General features: G+C 69.8%; 12 protein-coding genes. 6 read left to right on the top strand and 6 right to left on the bottom strand.

Annotation, left to right across the window (positions count from 1 at the left end; genetic code table 11):
* Positions 1 to 4 precede the first annotated feature (4 nt).
* On the bottom strand, positions 5 to 637 hold the full coding sequence (locus tag E1298_RS15045) for a TetR/AcrR family transcriptional regulator (protein WP_131893545.1): 633 nt from the start codon (positions 635 to 637) through the stop codon (positions 5 to 7).
* A gap of 101 nt (positions 638 to 738) precedes the next feature.
* Between E1298_RS15045 and E1298_RS15050 the strand changes: the two genes are divergently transcribed.
* Positions 739 to 2793, top strand: coding sequence for a HelD family protein (locus E1298_RS15050; protein ID WP_243725600.1), 2055 nt, complete (start codon positions 739 to 741; stop codon positions 2791 to 2793).
* 45 nt (positions 2794 to 2838) lie between these two features.
* Here the strand turns inward: E1298_RS15050 and E1298_RS15055 are convergent, their stop codons facing one another.
* Positions 2839 to 3699: a TIGR02452 family protein gene (locus tag E1298_RS15055; RefSeq protein ID WP_131893547.1), complete on the bottom strand. Its 861-nt coding sequence runs from the start codon at positions 3697 to 3699 to the stop codon at positions 2839 to 2841.
* 289 nt (positions 3700 to 3988) lie between these two features.
* On the opposite strand from E1298_RS15055, the gene E1298_RS15060 reads away from it, so the two are divergent.
* From E1298_RS15060 to E1298_RS15070, 3 genes are read left to right on the top strand one after another with little or no spacing between them, the layout of a single operon-like run.
* Positions 3989 to 4957: a DUF3152 domain-containing protein gene (locus tag E1298_RS15060; RefSeq protein ID WP_207944637.1), complete on the top strand. Its 969-nt coding sequence runs from the start codon at positions 3989 to 3991 to the stop codon at positions 4955 to 4957.
* Positions 4958 to 5013: 56 nt separating this feature from the next.
* Positions 5014 to 6510, top strand: coding sequence for a 3' terminal RNA ribose 2'-O-methyltransferase Hen1 (locus E1298_RS15065; protein WP_131893549.1), 1497 nt, complete (start codon positions 5014 to 5016; stop codon positions 6508 to 6510).
* Positions 6507 to 9104 carry a polynucleotide kinase-phosphatase gene (locus E1298_RS15070; RefSeq protein WP_131893551.1) on the top strand — a complete coding sequence of 866 codons (2598 nt, stop codon included), beginning with the start codon at positions 6507 to 6509 and terminating at the stop codon, positions 9102 to 9104. Before E1298_RS15065 ends, E1298_RS15070 begins: the two co-directional genes overlap by 4 nt.
* A gap of 52 nt (positions 9105 to 9156) precedes the next feature.
* Here E1298_RS15070 and E1298_RS15075 read toward each other — a convergent pair whose 3' ends face one another.
* The 4 genes from E1298_RS15075 to E1298_RS15090 form a co-directional block, all read right to left on the bottom strand.
* Entirely contained in the window at positions 9157 to 9423 is a 267-nt protein-coding gene (locus tag E1298_RS15075; RefSeq protein ID WP_131893553.1) for a TFIIB-type zinc ribbon-containing protein, read from the bottom strand.
* 67 nt (positions 9424 to 9490) lie between these two features.
* Complete coding sequence (locus tag E1298_RS15080) at positions 9491 to 10456, bottom strand: phosphotransferase family protein (RefSeq protein WP_243725602.1); 966 nt, start codon at positions 10454 to 10456, stop codon at positions 9491 to 9493.
* Positions 10457 to 10468: 12 nt separating this feature from the next.
* Positions 10469 to 13153: a PQQ-dependent sugar dehydrogenase gene (locus E1298_RS15085; protein ID WP_131893555.1), complete on the bottom strand. Its 2685-nt coding sequence runs from the start codon at positions 13151 to 13153 to the stop codon at positions 10469 to 10471.
* Positions 13154 to 13302: 149 nt separating this feature from the next.
* Entirely contained in the window at positions 13303 to 15027 is a 1725-nt protein-coding gene (locus E1298_RS15090; protein ID WP_131893557.1) for an AMP-binding protein, read from the bottom strand.
* 340 nt (positions 15028 to 15367) lie between these two features.
* On the opposite strand from E1298_RS15090, the gene E1298_RS15095 reads away from it, so the two are divergent.
* Together E1298_RS15095 and E1298_RS15100 are read left to right on the top strand one after the other, a co-directional pair.
* Positions 15368 to 15685, top strand: a complete 318-nt coding sequence (locus E1298_RS15095; protein ID WP_131893559.1) for an alpha/beta fold hydrolase — start codon at positions 15368 to 15370, stop codon at positions 15683 to 15685.
* Between the two features lie 502 nt (positions 15686 to 16187).
* The coding region (locus E1298_RS15100) for an AMP-binding protein (protein ID WP_165975469.1) at positions 16188 to 17307 on the top strand (1120 nt) is incomplete at its 3' end.

The following is a 17307-nucleotide window of genomic DNA, read 5'->3' on the forward strand; positions in this document are numbered from 1 at the left end:
GCCGTCAGGTGGGGGACAGGCCGGCGGCCAGGAGGGCGAACGCGTGGTCGGCGGCGGCCAGCGCGTCCGGATGGGCGTCGTCGGCGCTCCGGCCCGCGTCGAGGCGCCGCCAGTTGTCCCTTGCCAGGACGCGGGTCACGGCGACGATCTGGGCGGCGGCCAGGCGCGCGGTCAGATCGTCCATGCCGGCCGTGGGGTGCTCGGCGAGCGCGGCCGCCAGCGCCTCCTCCTCACGGTCGGAGTGCTGGGACAGGCGCGCCAGAAGGCTCGGTGTCGAGAACACCATCCGGTGGTAGCCGAGGACCTCGGGGTGGTCGTTGAGCCCGGTCACGGCGTCGCGTCCGGTGAGGGCACCGGTGAAGTGACGGTGCAGCGCGTCCAGTGGCGGGGCGCCGGGGGCGGCGCGCACCACCCGGGCGTACTCGTCGCGGTGGTCGGTGATCCGGTGGAGGACGAGGTCCTCCTTGCCGGCGAAGTACTTGAACAGTGTCGGCTTGGAGACCCCGGCCGCTGCGGCGACATCGGCGACCGGCACCCGGTCGAAGCCGTGCTTCAGGAACAGCGCAATCGCCGCGTCCGAGATCGCCTGATGGGTGCGGGTCTTCTTGCGCTCGCGCAGTCCCGTGTCGCCGACCATGCCGCCGAGCGTAGCACCGCAGCCTTAACTCGGTTAATATTTGGGCTCGACATCTAAATTAACTGAGTTAAGGTTTGGTGGGCGAACGGGGAGGCGGCTTGGTGATCGACGGCGAGATGGAAGCGGAACGCGCATACGCGGAGGCCGCACGGGACGGGCTTGGGCGCATGGTCGAGGCGGCGCGCCGCCAGGTGGTGATCGGTGAGGGGGCGGGCGCCGACCGGTACGCCCTCGAATCGCTCGGACGGTTGCTGAAGAGCCGCGCCAAGCAACTCGCGGAGGAGCCCGGCGGTCCGCCGTTCTTCGGACGGCTCGACTTCGGCGCGGACGACGCCGACCACGGTGGCAACAGGTACTACATCGGGCGCCGTCACATCTCCGGCGGTCCCGAGCGTCCGCCGCTGGTCCTCGACTGGCGGGCACCGGTCGCCCGGACGTTCTACCAGGCGAGCACCGGTGAGCCGCAGGGCGTGGCCGTGCGCCGCAGGTTCGGCTGGGACCTGGTCGGCTCGGACGTCCGGCCTGGCCCGGCCGTCCGGCCTGGCCCGGCCGTCCTGACCGGCTTCGAGGACGAGCGGCTCGACCAGGGCGGGGACCTCCGGCGCAGCCGCATCCTGGACGCGGAGATCGAGCGTCCCAGGCAAGGCCCGATGCGCGACATCGTCGCGACGATCCAGCCCGAGCAGGACGACCTCGTCCGCGCGGGCCTGGACGAATCGATCTGCGTGCAGGGCGCGCCTGGCACGGGCAAGACGGCCGTGGGGCTGCACCGTGCGGCGTTCCTCCTGTACAGCCATCGCAAGCGCCTGGAACGGACCGGAGTGCTCATAGTCGGGCCCAACCCCGCGTTCCTGCGTTACATCTCCGCCGTGCTGCCGACGCTGGGCGAGGCCGACGTGGAGCAGACCACACTGGACGGCCTTCTGAGCCGCACGCACGTCCGCGCCCAGGACACCGAAACGGCGGCCATCGTCAAGCACGATGCACGGATGGCGGAGGTCCTTCACCGGGCGCTGTACGCGCGCGTGGCCGTCCCGGAAGAGACGCTCGTCGTTCCGGACGGCGCCTACCGCTGGCGGATCGCGCCCGAAGAACTGTCCGCGCTCGTCGGTGACGTCCGTGGCGAGCAAGTGCCGTATGGGACGGGACGTGAGCGCGTGCGGTCCCGCGTCGTGGCGCTGTTGCGGCGGCAGGCGGAGCGGCGTGGCCGTCCGGTGAACGGAGCGTGGCAGCGGAACATCGGCCGGAGCCCGGCCGTCGCAGCCTTCCTGGACCACGCATGGCCGCGAGTGAAGCCGGAGGAGTTGGTCGCGGCGCTGCTCAGCGGCGGACCGATGCTCGCCCAGGCGGCCGCCGGTGTGCTGACCGGCGAGGAACAGGCGGCGCTCCAGTGGGACCGTCCCCGATCGGCGAAGTCGGCGTGCTGGTCGGCGGCCGACGCCGTGCTCGTGGACGAGGCCGCCGGACTGATCGAGTCGGGCCACGGCATGGGCCACGTCATCGTGGACGAGGCGCAGGACCTGTCGCCGATGCAGTGCCGGGTCGTCGCACGGCGCGGCGGCCACGGATCGCTCACTGTCCTCGGCGACCTGGCGCAGGGCACCACGCCCTGGGCCGCGCAAGACTGGGACGGGCAGCTCGCGCACCTGGGCGTGCCCAAGGCGCGGATCGTCCCGCTGACGGACGGGTTCCGCGTGCCGGGGGCCGTCGTGGCGCTGGCCAACCGGCTCCTGGAGGCGCTGGACGTGGACGTCCCGCCCGGACGGTCCGTGCGCGGCGACGGCGAACTGCGGTTCCTCAAGGCGAGCACCCTGGCGGAGGGCGTCGTGACCGCCGTGCGGCGCGCGCTCGCACAGGACGGCGCGATCGGTGTGATCTGCGCCGACGCCGCGCTGACGGCACTGGACGAGGCACTGCGCGCGGCCGGGTTCGAGCCCGGCGAGGCGGGCGAGGCCGGTGGCGGGGCGCGGGTGGCGCTGGTGCCGATCGGGCTCGCCAAGGGCCTGGAGTACGACCACGTGGTCGTCGCGGAGCCCGCACAGATCGCCGGGGACGGGACGCGCGGGCTCAACCGCCTCTACGTGGCCCTCACACGCGCCGTGTCACGGCTCGACATCGTCCACGCCCGCCCACTCCCAGCGCTCCTCGCGGACTAGGAGCGCGGCGATGGGGGGCGTCAGGCGGGCGATGAGGGCGGGTCGTCAGGCGAAGGTGCGCTGGAACGCGGCGTGCCTCGGCGCGCCCTTGGCGGTGTCCCAGACCGCGAACACGACGTGCTCGAACCGGTTCCCGAACTCCCCGTCCGGACGGAGAAGCCCGGCGAACGCTTCGGCGACCTCGGTGGGCTCGTTGCGGAACACGCCACAGCCCCAGGCACCCAGGACGAGCCGCCGGTGCCCGTTCACCAGCGCCACGGCGAGGACCTTGCGGGCCCGTGCGCGCAGAACCTCGGGGACCCGCTCGGCCACGGCGGAGTCGCGGATCGCGCCGCGGTTCGGGGCGGGCGAGGTCAGGAACGCGATTTCGTACGGCTCCTCCAGCAGCAGCCCCGCGTCGTCCCGGAACACCGGCACGTCCGGCGAGTAGATCATGTGGTCGCTGTAGAGCAGGTCGCCCTGGGCGCGGTGGAAGTCGTAGAACTCCCTGGCCGTGAGAAGCGACGTGTACAGCGCGGACGAGCGGGCCAGCCCCTCCTCCTGGGCGTGCGCACCGTTCAGGAACCCGCCTCCGGGGTTCTTGGCAGAGGCGAAGTTGAGCGCCAGCGGGACCGCGCCTGGCCCGCACAACCGCCGCGCGGCGGCCAGGGTGATCTCTTCGGTGACCTCGATGCGCGTCCCTGCGGCGTCGCCGGTGCGCGTCGTCTGGGCGGAGCCGGACTCGGCCTCAGGAAGGCGCTTGAGGAGGCGGTCCAGGTCGTGGGGACGGTACAGGACGGTGCCCTGCACAGCGCGCTCGATGCTGCGGGAGATCGAGACCGTGCGGCCTGAGGGGGCCGGGTAGTCGCCGCGTTCGAGGATGGCCACGGTCTCCTGGGCGGTCGTCCGGCGGGGGTGTCTGCTCATGTCACCCCGGATTGTCCCGGCCCGGGGGAGCGCCCCGCAAACCGTTTTCGCGGTCGTCCCGGCACCCTTCGTGATCGCTGCGGCGGGCGTCCAACATATGGGGATTTGCCTCTTACCTGCGCATTGTCGGGAAATGATCATTTTCCGGATGCTTTCTGGCATGCTGTGCACCGCCATGCAGCCGCCTCCAAGATCGCGTTCAGGCCGCCGCCGGGCCACGTCCCATCGAAGGGGCGCCCGGCCGTCGCCCGCGCCTCAGCCGCCACCGCCGCCACCGCCGCCCCCGGGCGTGCCGCTCCCCGGTGCGCCGCCACCGGGGCCGGTCCGTCCCGGCCAGTACGATCCGGCCGGTTACGCGGCGCCGGGATACGGCGAATACGACCCGCCACACGCTTACGAGGGCGCACCCGGGCCCGCCGGTCACGGATCCGGCACGGTCAAGGGAATCAGCGACGACCTCGACCGTGAGTTCGAGGGCGCCCGGCGGACACGTCGGCGAGGCGCCATCGTCGGCATCACAGCCCTCGTCGCGCTGGTCGCCCTCGGACTCGGCGGGTTGCTTTTCTGGTACGCCACACCCGGCTCCAAGCCCGCCCCTTCGTCGCCCCAGGGCGCCCCGGACACGAGGCGGGGAAGGGCCGATTCCGAGCCGTCCGACCCGCCCATCATCCAGCCGAAGAGCCCGCCCTACATCCCCGCCACGGGGACCGGGAAGTTCATCGGTCCGGCGGCTGCCGGCCGGGTGCACGGACGCGGCAAGCTCATGCGGTACATGGTCGAGGTAGAGGGCGGTCTTCGCCAGAACCCCAGGAGATTCGCGGACGGCGTCGACAAGATACTGGCCGACCCGCGCGGCTGGACGGCCGGCGGGAAATGGTCGTTCCGCCGTGTCGACTCCGGCCCGTACGACTTCGTGGTGCGGCTCGCCTCGCCCGGCACCGTCGACAAGATCTGCGGCGCGTACGGGATGGAGACCGAGGGCAAGGTCAACTGCAGCGCGGGCAAGCAGGTCATGGTGAACCTGAAGCGCTGGCTGCTGCTGACGACCTACTACCAGGGCCAGCCCGACCACTACCACGCGCTGACCATCAACCACGAGGTCGGCCACCGCCTCGGTATCGGCCACATGACGTGCCCGGGGAAGGGACGTCCCGCGCCCGTCATGCAGCAGCAGATCTTCGGCCTGAAGGGCTGCAAGATCAACGGATGGCCGTACGACCGCCGCGGGCACTTCCTGTCCGGGCCGTCCGTGCCCTGACTCCCCCCGGGGAAAATGAATGGGGAGGGACGGGTTCGTTCCGCCACACTCAAGACGTGCTTCTGACGATCACGACGACCCTGGACCAGGCGACCGACCTGGGCTTCCTCCTGCACAAGCACCCCGACCGGGTGCTGCGGTTCGAGCAGTCCTTCGGCACGGCGCACGTCTTCTACCCCGACGCGAGCGAGCATCGCTGCACGGCCGCGCTGCTGCTGGACGTCGACCCGATCAAGCTCGTGCGGACGCGGGGCAGAGGCACGCCGGACTTCTCACTCGGCCAGTACGTGAACGACCGTCCGTACGCGGCGTCCTCGCTGCTGGCGTCCGCGATGGCGAATGTCTTCCGCACCGCCATGCGCGGCCGGTGCAACGCCCGTCCGGAACTGCCCGAGACCCCCATCCCGCTCGAAATCGTGCTTCCGGCGCTGCCGTGTAGGGGCGGCCCCGAACAGGCCGCGCGCTTCTTCGCGCCGCTGGGCTGGACGGTGTCGGCCGTCCCCGTCCCGCTGGACCCGGAGTTCGGCGAGTGGGGCGACTCCCGGTACGTGACGCTGACGCTCACCGGCGCCATGCGCCTCTCGGACGCGCTCAACCAGCTGTACGTGCTGCTGCCCGTTCTGGACGATGCCAAGCACTACTGGCTCGCGCTCGACGAGGTCGACAAGCTCATCAGGGCGGGCGAGGGCTGGCTGGCCACACACCCGGACCGCGGCGCCATCACCCGCCGCTACCTGGCGAACCGGCGCGGGCTCGTCCGCGCCGCACTGGGACGCCTGGCGGACGCAGAGGGCGCCCCAGAGGACGCACTCGACCCCGTCGAAGTCGAAGAGGAACCCACCCAGGCCACTGCCGGAGCCGCCACCGGGACCGCCACAGACTCCGCTACCGGAGCCGCTACAGGCGCCGCTACCGAGGCCGTTCAGGCGGAGCCAGAGGAGTCGCCGGTCGGCTCGCTGGCCGAGCGGCGCGTCCAGGCGGTGCTGCAGGCGCTCCGCGACGAGAACGCCCACCGCGTCATCGACCTTGGCTGCGGCTCCGGGAACCTGCTCTCGCGACTCCTCCAGGACGGCTTCTTCAGCGAGATCGCCGGCATGGACGTCTCCTACCGTGCGCTGGGCCTGGCCTGGCGGCGACTCCGGTGGGACCCGCAGCAGCGCAAGGAGAACGACCGCGTCCGGGACGTCTTCCAGGGCGCGCTGACCTACGCCGACGAACGGTTCAGCGGATACGAGGCAGCCGTGCTGATGGAGGTCATCGAGCACATCGATCCGCCAAGGCTCAGCGCGGTGGAGCGGGTGGTGTTCGGCCATGCGGCCCCCCGCGCGGTCGTCGTGACGACGCCGAACGCCGAGCACAACGTCCGCTACGAGGGTCTGGCGCCGGGGACGATGCGTCACCCGGACCACCGCTTCGAATGGACCCGCGCCGAGTTCCGCGAGTGGGCGGGACGGGTCGCCGCCGCGCACGGCTACAGCGTCCGCTACGTATCCGTCGGTGACGACGACCCTGAGGTCGGCGCTCCGACGCAGATGGGGGTGTTCACCCGATGACCACCGAAGAGAACGTCGCGGCCGGGCCTGCCGCGGCCGGTCGCCAGATCAAGGTGCCGGAGATGGGCCTCGTCGTGCTGGTCGGGGTGTCCGGATCGGGCAAGTCCTACTTCGCGCGCAAGCACTTCAAGCCGACCCAGGTGGTCTCGTCCGACTTCTGCCGCGGCATCGTCTCGGACGACGAGAACGACCAGTCCGCGACGGGAGACGCGTTCGACCTGCTGCACTACATCGTGGCCAAGCGGCTGCGGCGCGGCCTCCTGACCGTCGTGGACGCGACCAACGTGCAGAGCAAGGCCCGGCAGTCCCTTCTGCAACTCGCCAAGGAACACGACGTGCTGTCGATCGCGATCGTCCTGGACGTGCCCGAGAGCGTCGCCGCCGGACGGAACGCCACCCGCCCGGAACGGGACCTGCCCGACCACGTGATCCCGCGTCAGCGCCGCGAACTGCGGCGTGGCCTGCGGGCGCTGGGACGCGAGTTCCGCCGCTCGTACGTGCTCACCGGCACTGACCAGATCGACGCCGCCACGATCGTCTACGAGAAGGCGTGGAACGACAAGCGCGAGCTCACCGGGCCGTTCGACATCATCGGCGACGTCCACGGCTGCCGCGCGGAGTTGGAGGACCTCCTCGCCGTCCTCGGGTACGAGGTCGAACGGGACGCGTCCGGGCGTGCCGTGGGAGCGACCCATCCCGGCGGGCGCACGGCCGTGTTCGTCGGAGACCTGGTCGACCGCGGCCCTGATTCACCGGGCGTGCTCAGGCTCGCGATGGGCATGGCGGCGGCAGGCGACGCGCTGTGCGTGTCGGGGAACCACGAGGCGAAGCTCGTCCGGGCGCTGCGGGGCCGCAAGGTCCGCCTCGCGCATGGCATCGTCGAGTCGCTGGAGCAGCTCGCGGCCGAGCCGGAGGAGTTCCGTGACGGCGCACTGGGCTTCATGGACGGACTCATCAGCCACTACGTCCTGGACGGTGGGCGCCTTGTCGTGGCCCACGCCGGACTCAAGGAGGACTACCACGGCCGGTCGTCCGGCCGCGTCCGGTCGTTCGCGCTGTACGGCGACACCACGGGGGAGACCGACGAATACGGGCTGCCCGTGCGGTACCCGTGGGCGCGCGACTACCGAGGCAAGGCCATGGTGGTGTACGGGCACACGCCCATCCCGGAACCGGAGTGGATCAACAACACGATCTGCCTGGACACCGGCGTGGTGTTCGGCGGGAAGCTGACCGCGCTGCGCTATCCGGAGCGGGAGCTGGCCTCCGTCCCGGCCCGGCAGGTCTGGTACGAGCCGGCGCGGCCCCTGGAGGCGCCGGACGCGTCCGTGGCGGGCGGGCACCGGGAGAGCGACGTCCTGAAGATCGAGGACGTGCTCGGCAACCAGGGCGTGGAGACCCGGCTGATGGGCCGCGTGTCGGTCCGTGAGGAGAACGCGCTGGCCGCGCTGGAGGTGATGAGCCGGTTCGCCGTGGACCCGCGCTGGCTCGTCTACCTGCCGCCGACCATGCCCCCGGCGGAGACCTCGCCCCTGCCCGGATACCTGGAGCACCCGGCCGAGGCGCTCGCCGCGTACCGGAACCGGGGCGTCGTCCGGGTGGTGTGCGAGGAGAAGCACATGGGCTCGCGCGCGGTGGCGGTCGTCTGCCGAGACGCCTCGGTCGCCACGGCCCGCTTCGGCGTCACCGATGGGACGCCCGGCGCGGTCTTCACCCGCACCGGGCGCTCCTTCTTCCGCGACCCGTCCCAGACGACGGAGGTACTGGACCGCGTCCGTTCCGCCATTGGCGCCGCCGGTCTCTGGGACGAGCTGGACACCGGCTGGCTGGTGCTCGACTGCGAACTGCTGCCGTGGTCGGCCAAGGCCATGGACCTCATCCGTACGCAGTACGCGGCGACTGGGGCGGCCGCCCGCGCGGCCTTGCCCGTGGCCGCCGACGTCCTCGCGCGCGCGGACGAACGTGGGCTCGATCTCGGCGGACTGCGCGAGCACATCGACCGGCGAGCCGCCAACGCGGCCCGCTTCCGTGACGCCTATGCGCGCTACTGCTGGCCGGTGGACGGACTGTCCGGGCTCAGGCTCGCCCCGTTCCAGATCCTCGCCGGTGAGGGCCACACCTGGGCCGTCTCACGCGACCACGACTGGCACATGGACGTGGCCGATCGGCTCGCAATGGCCGACTCCAGCGGGCTCATCCAGCGGACGGGTTCGCTGACCGTCGACCTGGGCTCGCCGGAGTCCGAGGCGGCCGCGACCGAATGGTGGGAGAAGCTCACCGCGGGCGGGGGAGAGGGGATGGTGGTCAAGCCGCTCGGCCCGCTCCCCGAGGACGCGAAGATCCAGCCGGGCGTGAAGTGCCGCGGCAGGGAGTACCTGCGGATCATCTACGGCCCCGACTACACCGAACCGGAGAACCTCGACCGCCTGCGCGGACGCTCGCTCGGCCGCAAGCGCTCCCTCGCGATGCGCGAACACGCTCTCGGCCTGGAAGCGCTCGACCGGCTCGCGGGCGGGGAGCCGCTGTGGCGCGTCCACCAGGCCGTCTTCGCCGTCCTGGCACTTGAGTCCGAACCGGTGGACCCGCGCCTGTGACGCTCGCGGGGCCCGCCTCACCGGGCGGGCCCCGCATGACCACCGTGATCGGTCAGGTGGAGAACAGCATGTGGAAGACGCTCCCGTGGTGGGGGCGGTGGTGGTGGCCACCATGATGATGGTGGTGCACCGCGGGGGCCGGGGCTCCCCAGCCGGGGGCGGCAGCCGGAGGAGCGGCCCGGTACTGGGTCTCCATCTGGCTCAGGGCCTCAAGCTCGCCGTAGTCGAGGAAGATGCCCCGGCAGCTGTCACATTGCTCGATGTGGACGCCGCTGCGGGTGTAGGTCCGCATCACGCCACGACACTTAGGGCAGTGCATCGCCTTGTCGTCCTTCCGGTGTGGATCCCCAGGTAGAGGCTAAATGTAGGGCAGGTTCGGCGCCACGTCATGCCGCGTCCCCCGCTCTGCAGATTCTTGCGCAGGCGTCGACCACCGCCTGCTCTGGCCCGTCGAGTGGTCGCTCGTCCTTTACCGCCGATATGACGCACGTGGCGGCGATCTGGATCGCAAGACTTCGCGCGGGCACGTCCAGAGCCGTCCAAGGGTCGCCTTCAGCGGGAACCGCCGGTCCTCCGGCCGCCCTGTAGGCGCCCAGGAAACGGTCCCACTCCTCGGGGTGCAGAACCCCGGCGGAGTAGAGCGCGGCCGGGCGCGCAAGGTCCCATGCAGGGGCGCCCTTGCCAAGGTCTTCGATGTCTATCAGCCGCCATTGCCGGCCGGGAGCGCAGACCATCTGGCCGAGATGCCAGTCACCGTGGATCAGGCACTCCACCTCCCCAGGAGGCTCGTCGGCCTCTCCACGGATCCAGGCGGGCAGGGTGGCGAACGCACGGCGCACCACGTCCTCCGCTGGACCGTTCCCCAGCCGCGCCACCAAGCGGGCCACACGAGTGGGGCGGCCCCAGGACGGTGCGTCCGCCGGTACTGGGACCGCATGGAGAGCGGCCAGAAGGCGCGCTCCGTCCTCCCAGGGGAGTTCCTCCTGCGGATCCACCGGTTCGCCGTACAGGGAGACCGTGACCAATCGGCCGTCGACGTCGAGCGGCGGGCCCAGGGGACCCAGCACGATGTGCGGCAGCGTTGTGGCCAGCTCGATCCGGTCGAGGAACGGTATTCCGTACTCGCGGTCAGGCTGGTGTGCCTTCACCACCACATCGCCGACCCGCACCACCAGGACGCCGTGCCTGTCGTACAGCGTCTCCGGCTCGGCGACCGGGGGAGAGGGCGGGAGGACGTGCGGGGCCGCGGACACCGGACGGTACGCCATGTACCGTCCGGTGGCACCGGCCGAGTCGCGCCCGATCTCGGCAAGCCGGGCCAAGAGCCCTGACCGGGCGGTCTCAGTCTGCACCCGCTCAGTCAATCACTTGTCGAAGACCTCCATCTCGAAGAGCGAGTAGCCGTAGGTGGTCGCGCGCTTGGTCCCGTAGATCCGCACCCATCGCGCGCTCACCGGAACGAACTGGATGACGTCGACCGCGCCGTTCCCGTTGGTGCGCGTGTGGACGGTGGTCCACACGCCACCGCCCGTGGACGTCTGGACCTTGTACTCCTTGCCGTACGCGGCCTCCCACCGGAGCAGGACGTAGCCCACCGGACGGGCCGCGCCCAAGTCCACCTCGATCCACTGTGGGTCGGTGCGTTTGCTCGACCAGCGGGTCGTGAGGTTGCCGTCGACCGCCTTCGGGCCCTCCACACCGGCCTTCTCCACGCTGGAGACCTTCACCGGCCTCTGGAGCGCCAGGTTCGTCTTCAGCCGGTACGTGGCGGTGAGGGTCACGTTGGCGTTCACCGTGATGTTGTGCGCGGACGCCCCGCCATCGGACCAGCCGACGAACTCGTACGCCTTGTCGCCGACCACCTGCGTCTGCGTGGGCGCCGAGATGGACACGGTGGAACCGGCGATCACCGTGCCCTTGAAGGGTGCGGCCTTGGCCGTCTCCAGCAGGGTCAGCGGGATCCCCGCCGGGTTGGACGCCAGCGTGACCTCCGCGGTCTTGGGATGCAGTTCGACGCTCTTGGTGTCGCTCAGCCCATCGGAGTCGGTCACGGTGAGACGCTGCTCGATCCAGGACGGGTACTCATGGTCGGGCGCGACGAACTCGCCGCTGTTGCCGTTCTGGCCCGTGATGGCGTGCGTATGGCAGTCGCTCGGGCAGTGATGCATGATGGTCTGCCACTTGAGCGAATCACCGGACAGCGTGCCGTCCTCACCGTCCGTGCCGGTGCCGGCGAACGAGATCCTGTCGCCGACCTTCCACGTCAGGCCCGCGCTGGGCGAGCTTATGGTCGCGACCGGTGGCGTGGAACCGGCGGTGATGACCTGTGTGGCCGTGTCGGACGCGCCACGGGTGTCGGTGACCTTCAGCCCGACCGGGTATCGGCCCTTCGCCGCGTAGGTGAACGAGGGAGCGGCGGCCGTCGAGTCGTCATAGGCGCCGTCCCCGTCGAGGTCCCACGCGTACGTCAGCGGGACGTCCCCGTCCGCGTCGCTGGAAGTGCCGCCGTCGAACTTCACCGTCAACGGTGCCGGACCACTGGTCACGTCCGACTTCAGCGCGGCCACCGGCGGGTTGTTCACACCGTTGTAGACGAACCGGACGATCCTGTTGCCGATGACGTCGACGGCGAAGATGTCGCCGTTCGGACCCGCCTGCAGCTCGACGACACCGCCCGCGGTGGTGGAGAACGTCTCTATCTTCGTCTTGTCGGGCAGGCCGTTCGTCCCCGGCTTCATCACCCACACGCACTGGCGGGAGTAGTCGCTGAAGAAGAGCGCGCCCCTGTACTGCGCCGGGTAGATGCTCCCCGCGTAGAACGACGTGCCGCTGGAGGACGAACTGCCCACGCTGCACGTCTCCCCGGGCACGACCTTGTCGCTGTGCTTGTAGGCGAAGTGGGGCTGGGTCACCGCCTGGGCGCCCTCCCCGTACAGCTTCTCGCAGATGGTGAGGTCGGCGCCGTCATAGCCGGGCGTACGGCCCGCGCCCTCGTAGCAGGGCCAGCCGAAGTTCCGCACCGTCGTGAACGGCTCGGTGAGACGGTTGATCTCCTCCCACGTCGTGTACCCCACGTCGCCGGTCCAGACCTCGTTCGTCCCGGGCCGCACCGTGAACCGGTAGGGGTTGCGCAGGCCGTGCGCGATGACGCGCCGCGCGTTCGTGTCGCCGTTCGGCAACGGGTTGCCCGCGGAGCCCTGGCCCGTGTCCGGGTTGACGCGGATGATCGTCCCGTCCAGCGTCACGGGGTCGCCCGCGGTCCGCAGATCCTGCGCGCGCAACGCGCCGCCCTCACCCGTAGGGGCCGTCAGCGGCGTCCCGGCGGGCTGCGGCGGGTCGCCGCACGCGTTGTTCTTCTGGCCATAGTCGGCGTACTGGAAACTCGCCCCGTCGCCACCGCCCGCGTACAGCTGACCGTCCTTGCCGAACGCGAGCGTGCCGATGGAGTGGCTGGAGAACTGCTGGCACCAGTCCTCCACCAGGACCTGCTCGTTGACGGGCCCGGCCAGCGCCGCGCGCGCTTGCACGGCCGGGGACAGCACGGAGATTCGTCCGGCGACCACACACCCGGCATTGTTGGCGCCGGGCGGATCCGGACACTGGTCATTGGTTCCGTCGGCGGACGGCCACTTGGGATAGGTGCCGCCCAACTGGCCGTTGTAGGTGTACATCACGTACACGCGCGGATCGGTCGGGAAGTTCGGATGCAGCGCCATTCCGAGCAGGCCTCGATCCCAGCCGTTGAACGTCTGGCTGCGCAGATCGGCGAAAACGCTCGGCGTCGTATCGCTCAGCGAGTCGAAGACCTTGACGATCCCGCTCTTCTCCGCCACGAACACCCGCCCGTCCGGCGAGAACTCCACGTTCGTCGGCATCGTCAGCCCGGAGAAGACCGTCTTCTGCTGGAAATTGGCCGGCAGGGCCGCGGCCCGCGCCGCACCGCCCGCCTCCAGCGCCGCCACGAGGACCACGGCGAGCACGACCGCGAGCATCGCCCCGCCCCAACTCCCGATCTTCCGCTCCCGGCCGAGCAGCGCGCGTATGGCCACGAGAGTCCTCCCCGTCCGCAGTGCGGGTCACGATCTCCGCACCCTCTGGGCGAACGATGAACGATTTCTTGACCTGTGTGGACACTCTGCGCCAATACGGTCCGCAAGCGGTCATCCACTCAACCGGATGTGGCCACCCGGCCAACCGATCACCCGTGCCGGGCGACGTCCGGTCCCGCCGCGGCGCCCTCGTCCCGCAGCCGCTGCCGGACGACCTTCCCCAGGGCGTTCCGGGGCAGGTCCGTGCGCGGGCGGAACTCGGCCGGAACCTTGTAGTGCGACAGATAGCGCTCGCAATGGCGGCGCAGTTCGTCCGCCGAGAAAGGGTAGGCGGGGTGTTCCACCACATGCGCCACAACCCGTTCCCCGCGCCGCTTGTCCGGCACCCCGACGACAGCGCAGTCGTGGACCGCCGGATGCCGTCGCAGCACCTTCTCCACCTCGGACGGCGAGACGCTGAACCCGCTCACCTTGATCATGTCCCGGAGACGTTCGAGAATGGTGACGAAACCATCCTCGTCCATCATCGCTATATCGCCCGTACGGAGCCATCCCTTCGACAGGGCCTGCGCCGTGGCCAGCGGTGCGTTCCAGTATCCGGCGAACACCTGAGGGCCGCGCACGACCAATTCACCCGCCTCGCCCGGTGACAGAACCCGCGTCGGCTCCTCGGTGTCCACGATCACCACGTCCGTCATGGGCAGGGGCACGCCGACGGTCAGGTTGCGAGCCCCGCCACCGAGCGGATTGCCCGTGACGGCCGGGGACGCCTCAGTGAGCCCGTAACACTGGATGAGCCCGCGCGCGCCCAGCCTCTCGAACCGGTCGATGGTCGACTGCCCGAGCCCCATGGCGCCCGAGATGCAGACCCTCAGGGAGCGCAGGTCCGACGGACGGAACCCCGGGTCGTCGATCACCTGGTCGTACAGCGTCGGCACTCCAGGGAAGATCGTCGGCCGGTACCTGCGGATTGCCTTGAGCACCCGGTCGCTGTTGAAACGCGGCAGCAGCACGACCGCCCCGGCCGACATCACCGGCGCGATCAGACAGCTCATCATCCCGAACGACTGGAACAACGGCAGGACGCCCAGCGTCACGTCCCGACCCGGACGCCCATCCACATCCCACGCATGCTGCTGGCACGCGTTCGCGACCAGGTTCCGATGCGTCAGCATCGCGCCCCTGGGCCGCCCTCGCGCCCCACCGGTGTACTGGATCGCCGCCAGTTGCCGCGACGGCTCGACCGGTAGCTGCCCCACGCGCTTCTTCGTGCGCCGCTGCAACTCCCGGAACGGCACGACGCCAGGATCGTCCGGAACGTCCGCCGTGATCGCCTCGCGCTTCCGCTGCATCTGCAGCAACGGCAGCCGTAAAGCCGTCCGACTGGTCACCGGCAGATAGTCGGCCAGGGAGGTGACGACGACGTGCTCAAGAGCCACCTTGGACCGCACAGCCTGCACTGTCTTGTAGGAACGATCCAGCACGACGGCGACCCGCGCACCGCAGTCCGCGAGCTGGTGGAGCATCTCCTCCTCGGTGTACAGCGGGTTGTGCTGCACCGCGATCGCCCCTCTGCGCAGGAGCCCATAGAACGCGATGACCTGCTGCGGGCAGTTCGGCAATATCAGCGCCACCCGATCGCCCGGCTGCACCCCGAGCCTGTGCAGCCCATCGGCGAACCGGTCCACCGCCTCCCGCAGCTCCTTGTACCGGATCCGCCGCCCGGAAAAGATCAACGCGGGCCTGCGCGGATACCGCTCGGCGGCGTCGTCGAGCAGCCGGGTGACCGGGATGTCGGGGATGCTGACGTCGGTGGGAACCCCCGGCTGATACCACCGCCGCCATGGAAGTGATCTTTGTGACGAGGGCCACATAACCGAGGATTCAATCACATCTCCGGCGCACTCCAAGATCTTTCAAGCCGCACGGAACGTCCGCCGCCGAGCCTCCTCCCTACCTACGACGGATCGAACCCAAGGGAGACACCTCATGCGTGCAATGCCCACGCTGGACAGAGTCCAGCACCGCTTCGTGGAGGCCCGCAGCGTCTGGCCCGGCTTCACCTGCTGCCACCTCCGCCGCGGTGTCACTGGCCCGTCCGCCTGAAGCCCCGCCGACCTGGACGAGTTCACCGGCTCCGTCCGCTCCCGCCCCCAGGCCCATTCCGGCCGCGCCCTGCACTGGCAGTACGTCCTACGCGACATCCCCGCACTAATGACCGGCCGGTTCCGCCGCGAGCACTTCACCGTCCCGACCGCCATCCTTTACGGCACCGACGACTTCGCCCTGGCCCCCGAGATGCTGCCCGCAGTCACCTCCAACGCAGACGACCTGCGAACGCAGATCGTCCCGGGCGGCCACTACCTCCCCAACGACGACCCGGCCCTGATAGCCGAAACAATCCGCACCCTCTTCCCCGCCACCGGCCGTCCACCGGTACGTCACCGAGGTGGTGGATCTGCTCGCCCGACCGTCTCTCGGGCGAGAGCGGCCGACTGCACTACTCGGGAAAGCACCGCCGGCGCGGGGTGAACCTCCAGTTCCTCGCCGATCCACATGGCCGGTGATCTGGACCTCGCCGGTGCTGTCGGGCTCGACCCACAAGCTGACCACAGCCCGCGAGCACCATGCCCGCACCCGCGCGCTCGGCGAGTAGGGCGCCGCAACGCTCAAGGGCTGGTACATCCTTCGGAAGGTCCGCTGCTCACCCAACCGCCTGACCGCCATCAGGCAGGTCATCCTCACCCTTCACCATCAGGCCAGATGAAGTTGGAAACAGTTCACTCATGGGCCGGTCCGATGGTGCGGGCGCCCTGGGAGATGGTCTTGAGTCCGATACTCACCTTTCGACTCGACCGATTTGAAGAGCGTCGAGGGGCGGCAAAGCGCGACATGTCGGTAAAGCGCGACACATCGAAGGCCTTGCACAGTCTTGTTCGGCTCTTGCCTGGATAGCTTCTCTGAAGGCATGCGTCCCTGCGGCTGCTCGCGAAGTAGACATGCTCCGTCGATCGCACCCCGGTCAGGAAGGTGGATGGGTGTTTCCAGCGACTACGACGAAGGTTCGGTGATCTCAATGAGGCGTGAAGAAGTGAATCATGGGAGCCGGACAGGCAACGCCGATCTTGCCGCCATGTTCGAGCTCGCCGTGCGGCGGTATCCGGCCCGGCCAGCGGTGTGTTGGGACGAAGGGTCGCTGACATATGCGGAACTGGGCGTCTTGGCGCGCAAGTTCGCCTGTGGACTTCGACGCCAGGGCGTGGCGTCCGGTGCGGTGGTGGCATTGGTGGGAGAGCGTGGCCCCGAGGCGTGCGCAGCGCTGTTGGGGATCCTGCTCGCGGGGGGCGCATACTTCCCGATCGATCCTGGCCTTCCCGCATCGAGAATCGAAGCGATGGTCGACGACGTCGCCCCGGATCTGACGGTCATCCTCCCTGGCGTTGAAATATGGGACTCGGAGAGGGGTCGACATGTGCGCTACGCCGACGTCCTCGGTGCTGCGGAGTCGGTGCCCGGACCCTTGGTGACGCATGGGAACAAGAGCGGTGACATCGCCTACGTGATGTGCACGTCCGGCTCGACGGGGCGGCCCAAGGCAGTGGCGGTGACCCATCGCGGAGTGGCGCGTCTGTCCATCGACAACGGATTCTGGGAGATCACCCCGGAGGATCGTGTGCTGCACGCGTCCACGCTGTCATTCGACGCCTCGACGCTGGAGTTGTGGTCGGCGTTCCCGAATGGAGCCTGTGTGGTGATCGTGGAGCGGGACGTGCTCATATCCCCTCCCGCGCTCGCCGAATGGATTTCCGCCCGCGATGTCAGCGTTGTCATCTTGACCACCGGTCTGTTTCATCATTTGGCGCGGGAGAATCCCGTGCTGTTCAGCGGCGTGCGTTGGCTGCTGGTCGCGGGGGAGGCGTTGCGGCCGGAGATCGCCCGCCGGGTTCTGCCCTATCCCGAGCACTTCATTAATGGGTACGGTCCTTGCGAGGGATCGTGTCTGGCCACGACCTATGAGATCGAGGATGCCCTCGCCGAGACCGTCGACATTCCGATAGGAACCCCTATCTCCGATACCGACTGCCACGTCCTGGACGAGAACTTCGAGCCCGTACCTGAGGGCCGGGTGGGGGACCAGATACAGTTCCCCCACC

The sequence above is a fragment of the Actinomadura rubrisoli genome, from assembly GCF_004349215.1.
Classification (GTDB): Bacteria; Actinomycetota; Actinomycetes; order Streptosporangiales; family Streptosporangiaceae; genus Spirillospora; species Spirillospora rubrisoli.